The organism is Shewanella benthica KT99, from assembly GCF_000172075.1.
Classification (GTDB): domain Bacteria; phylum Pseudomonadota; class Gammaproteobacteria; order Enterobacterales; family Shewanellaceae; genus Shewanella; species Shewanella benthica_A.
The window spans coordinates 1-1,062 of record NZ_ABIC01000112.1 but is presented as its reverse complement, the minus strand read 5'-3'; the positions used below and the strand labels follow the sequence as shown (position 1 = coordinate 1,062).

The window sequence follows — 1,062 nt, the reverse complement described above, 5'->3', positions numbered from 1 at the left end:
TTTTAATCCTGACTCTAACAGGGTGAGCGATACTCGTCGTCCAACCTGCCATCTCTTTTAGCCACTATACTCGCGCGTTTGTCTGGTCTTGCTTGAACAAAGTCATTGCTATTTTCTCATCACATTAAAAACAAGCGGACCTCGGCCTTTACGGAACCGTGATCCATCTTCTCTGAATGTCATCTCTAACACCCAATGCATACTTTCTACTTGCCAGTGATTTCGCACAGAAGATAACGCCTGCTCTGCATTTAAATCTAATGAGCTAATGTACCAACGTGTTTCAGTGGTCTCTTTACCTGTCGTTTTTTCATGTACGTCTGATGTCACTTTGATAATGCTTTTTAAGCCAACCCACTGATATTTACTATTTAACCAACTTTTACTAACCAGCACTTGCTGACAACGTCTTGTTTCAATTCGCCCGTGACCGCTGTCTATGGTCGTATGTTCATCAAAATTATCGGCTGTAAAACCTTCACGCTGGCACTTGTGCCACCAAGCTTCTAATTCACCCTGTAGACCAGAATGATGACCTTTAAGCGCTAGAATATAATCAGCCTTTTGCTTAACGATTAGCTTTGCTATCTCTTTTTGACATCCCATAGCATCGAGCGTGATGATGCTGACAACTCCAGGCGCTCACAGTATGAAGTGCAGTTTTGCCGTCAATGGCAATGACATCGCAACCAGTACCTTCTAGGAGAGAAGAAATCCAAGCTTGAAAAGCTTTCTCTATTTCATCCGCTTTTAATCGGCAGATAACACGGGCAATAGTGTCATGCCGAGGAATACCTGCTTTAAAAGGACGATACTGACGAAGCCAATCAAGCTTTAGATGTCCAAAGTTTTCAATGTCTTCCCATCCTTCAGAGCCTGACATAACCGCACTTATAGCGAGTAAAATAATATCTAATAAGTTATGTTTTTTACAACGCTCAATACGGGGATCCGCAATCGAATCAAAATGTTTTAAAAAGGTCGCAGTCATTAACATCACCAAAAAAGAGTATTTGGTGATCTGATCGCTACTTGAGCATAAAGTTCAATTTATAATGATCT

General features: G+C 41.2%; 1 pseudogene. It reads right to left on the bottom strand.

The annotated features are described in order from the left end of the window. Positions 1–14: 14 nt before the first annotated feature. Positions 15–991: pseudogene (locus KT99_RS21270) on the bottom strand (ISAs1 family transposase). Positions 992–1,062 lie beyond the last annotated feature (71 nt).